General features: G+C 49.8%; 4 protein-coding genes. All 4 read right to left on the bottom strand.

Annotation, left to right across the window (positions count from 1 at the left end; genetic code table 11):
- Positions 1-340 precede the first annotated feature (340 nt).
- On the bottom strand, positions 341-1,606 hold the full coding sequence (locus tag AB7U36_RS20450) for a DUF1156 domain-containing protein (RefSeq protein ID WP_428161474.1): 1,266 nt from the start codon (positions 1,604-1,606) through the stop codon (positions 341-343).
- Positions 1,519-2,250, bottom strand: coding sequence for a DUF1156 domain-containing protein (locus AB7U36_RS20455; protein WP_428161475.1), 732 nt, complete (start codon positions 2,248-2,250; stop codon positions 1,519-1,521). Before AB7U36_RS20455 ends, AB7U36_RS20450 begins: the two co-directional genes overlap by 88 nt.
- 32 nt (positions 2,251-2,282) lie before the next feature.
- A complete protein-coding gene (locus AB7U36_RS20460; protein ID WP_428161476.1) occupies positions 2,283-2,936 on the bottom strand; it encodes an Abi family protein in 654 nt (217 codons plus the stop codon).
- 145 nt (positions 2,937-3,081) lie between these two features.
- Positions 3,082-3,750, bottom strand: a 669-nt coding sequence (locus AB7U36_RS20465; RefSeq protein WP_428161477.1) for a DUF3883 domain-containing protein, incomplete at its 5' end; no start/stop codon positions are given.

Consider the following 3,750-nt stretch of genomic DNA (forward strand, 5'->3'; position numbering starts at 1 on the left):
AATAACAAACTGCCCGCAAAAACTGTTGGCAACCTATGTGACGTCGTCAAAGTCGACAGCATCTTATCCTTTGTCGAACAAATCATTCACAGTGATGACCCCGAATCCCATTTCAAGCAGATCTCGGCATTTTTAAAAGAGCATTTTGTAAAGTCAAATGATTCCAAAAAACACATGAATCTAAAATCTTGGGGAAATTATCAATCCTCCCCATCATTAAAATATAAAGCATTCTGTTAACATGGGGATAATAACTGGTAGCTACGTTCCATGTCAATTTTTAAAAACTGGATCATCGAGTAAAAGCATAGTAAATGGTGACTGGAAAAACCGGATGTGCCTATTTGGCGAGCCGGTGCATGGCCTGGGTCATGCCGTCAAGGAAAAAAGCCTCGGCTTTTTCTCTGCTGCCATGGCGATAAGGAGTGGCAACCAATTCTTCGGCTTTGGGTACAGCCAGAGTGGCAAAAAGATCGGGGAAAATGGGCTGCAGAACACGACGCATCCAAACATAGAAAAAATCTGATAAGTCTGCATAGCCAATGTTGTCGTAATATGGTGGATCGGTTGAAACAACTCGATAATAAACAGAAACGCTCTGTGCATCGCACTGTGAAACGTTACCGCCAGCCCCCGGAACGAAGACCTCCAGCGCTTTCGAGACTTGTCCAATACCGCTATCAATGCTCCCAGTAGCTGATCCAAGCGAGTTGGTCTCACAATAGTCCCAAGTCATAGCTATCGCCTGCCGACCAAATGTACTTCGAAGTGTCTCACCGCCAGAGATCCAGCTACAGATGGTCGAGTTATAGTCGGTAGCCTTGTCCACAGTGATACCGAGATACACACCAACAGCATCGGCATAAGCCATAGCACCCTGACCAAATGTATCCAGAGCTTTGCCATCATCAGACAGACCCGCCTTAACAGCATCCTGCTTTACTTGCTTACGGGCTTCCTGCACCAGATCAGAAAAGGTGGTCAATGCCACAAGCTGGCGGGGGGTGAATGCATCGCCCCAAGTCGGCATTCCATACATGGGAAGCCTATCTACATCATGACAAGGTGTCGGAACAGATAGATTGGGTTTCCAGACAGAAGTTGCTTCTTCGGCTATACTTTCATGGTTTTTTAAAGGTGGAATATATAATCGAGTTCGATCACCTTCGAGAACTATTGCCATAAGTCTCGAACCCATTTTTCCAGCTTGTGCCTCGGAACGGATGTAAGCAGCCTGAATCGGAGAGCCTGACATCAAACATTCAAAATTGGCTCCCCGCGATAACTTGGTGCCGCTCTTTGCCGCTGCCGCATCCTCAGGCTTACCCACCTTAACAGTAAACCGATACCCCCCATTTTCAATCACCGGCTCCACATAGGCTTCCTTGCCCTTTTTGGTGGAAAGCATGAAGGTGGAAGCCAGCGGCACATCCACATGGGCAAAGGCCGGGTTGGGGCTTTTAACGGTACGGGCCCAGAGCCAGGCAATCACAGTGAGTTTTTTATCGGCATAGGGGTTCAGATCTGGCCTTTCTTTGACCATTTCATCTGTGATTTCAATTTTGGGGTACAGGTGGCCGATGCGTTTTTCCGCTTCGTCCCGCATCCATTTCCCATAGTATCTGACATCCTCGGCCAGGCCCTGGGCGCCTTCCAGAGGGTCAGGGCCTTTTCTCTCTCGGGTTTGTTCTGCCAGTCCGGGTTCACCGGCGGTTTCCCGGCAAATTTGGGCGGAATTTCGATCATGGCCTTGTTGATGAGCACCGCCACGGGATTGAGATCCGAGGCATGGCTTTCCAGCCCCAGGCGCTGGGCCTCCAGGGGCAGGGACCCGCCGCCGGCAAAGGGCTCATGGAAAGCGGGCAGAACATAGCGGTTAAACAATTCTTCTGCCCTTGGATGATCAGCATGTTGCGCACAGGTGCGGCACCAGCTCTGCCAGATTTCATCCCTGGCCTTTTGCAGGACCGCCTCATTGGTGGTATTCTCCCACAACACCAGATCCTCGATAATTTTAAACAGGCGCTGGCGTTCCTTTTCCCGGACTTTTTCTGTGGGGAACAGGTCTGGATATCCGGACGGATCATCCACCATCTGGGCAAAAATCACAGCCCGGGCTGCGGCCAGGGGGCGTCTGGCCCACCAGAGATGAAGCGTGGACGGATGTCCATGGCGGATGGATTTTTCACGGGCACAAGCCTTGTTAATGGCATCCAAAGGCAGGGCCACTTCAATGAGTTTCTTTTTCATATATTTATTCTATTTTCTTTTGTTCATTAAAATTATCCATTGGTATTCCACACAGGCAGATCTGTCCAATTTTCATTGAATCCCATGGCTGAAGGCCGGATACCCGGGGAGTTCTGAATCAGTTTTCGCATTCTTTCGGGCCAGGATGTTCCCGGACTGATCAATTTAAGAAAATATCCCAGCATGATCGCAGTGTTTCCAATATACCGTTCGGTTTTCGGGTTGAGCATGGCAGAAAGTGCCCTGGGTTTTCTGGGCAGTTTCATGGTGATGGTCATTCGGTCTATTTCAGCCTTAAGAGAGTCAATCAGGCCTGATTGAATCCGTGTATTATGAATATAGTCTGCATCCAGATAAAAATGGCTGCCGTAACAGACTCCCAGTTCATTGGCAAAATGAGCCCGCAGGGAGACTTCCACCCGTTCAATGGCTTCAAGGATGAGGAGTCGAAATTTTCTGTCAAAAATATAGAGATCAAGGACATTCTCAAAGGATGTGCCCGCTTTAAAATGATGGTCTTTCCCATTGTCCTCCTTTTCAAATGGAATCCAATAGCCGCGAAGGCGGAAATAACTGATATGAGAGAGATAGCGGGCAGTCCGGGCAGGATCGGGTATGGTCATTCCCCGGGACGTCAGCAGATTGATCTGGTCGTCAATGGTCAGCGGGGGCTTGGTATATTTCACACCTTCCCCCAAAAATAAGTAACCCGCCGGGGTGCGCATTCGGGGTCAAGACCCCAAGAGGCGTGGCGGGTGTTATTCAAATTCAGTATTGAGGTTACAATAACACCCAACAATCCCATTGTCATCATTTTTTTTATCATGATGATCATGATGGATTGTCCGCCCGGGCCAGAAGTTCAGCAAAAGCATAGTTGACGCTGGTCACACCAAAATCAGGCTCCCGCTGGAAGGGCTGGCGCAGATAATGGACCTTGTGCTCATCGTTCCCCATGAATTCCACAATGGCCAGAATAAAATCATCGGGTTTGTTCAGGGAATAAAGAATTTCGTTGCGGGTAACGGTCAGCGCCTGTGCCCCGGTAATGCGGCCTTTAACCTCAATAAACCGCAGCTTGCCGGTATTGGGGATACGGCTTTCAATGTCGTAGCCCAGTTTTTCCGTTTCCCGGTCAATGGGGTCAAAACCGAGGCTGCGCTCAATATCCATAATCACGGATCGTGCTTTGGCAGCAGCCGCCTGGGTATCCCTGGCCCGGCTTATGGTTTCCGGAGTTTCTTCTGTGTGACCGGTCATGTTGCGGATCAGCCCTGAAGGAATGATCAAAAGCCCTCCCATCACCACGGGTGGCAAGGGTGAGATCCGGGCTTCCAGCTTGAGTTCTTCAAGCCTTTTCTGCAGGCGGGCCTGCAGGGTATCTGCCCGTTTACGGGCTTCGTTTGAATTCAGGCGGGCATTGACTTTCCCGGCCTGCTCCTGCAGTTTAAGCTGTTCTGACCGGTGATCCCAATAGGTGATTTCCTTTGTGAGCCGCTC

The sequence above is a fragment of the Desulfobacter sp. genome (assembly GCF_050177295.1).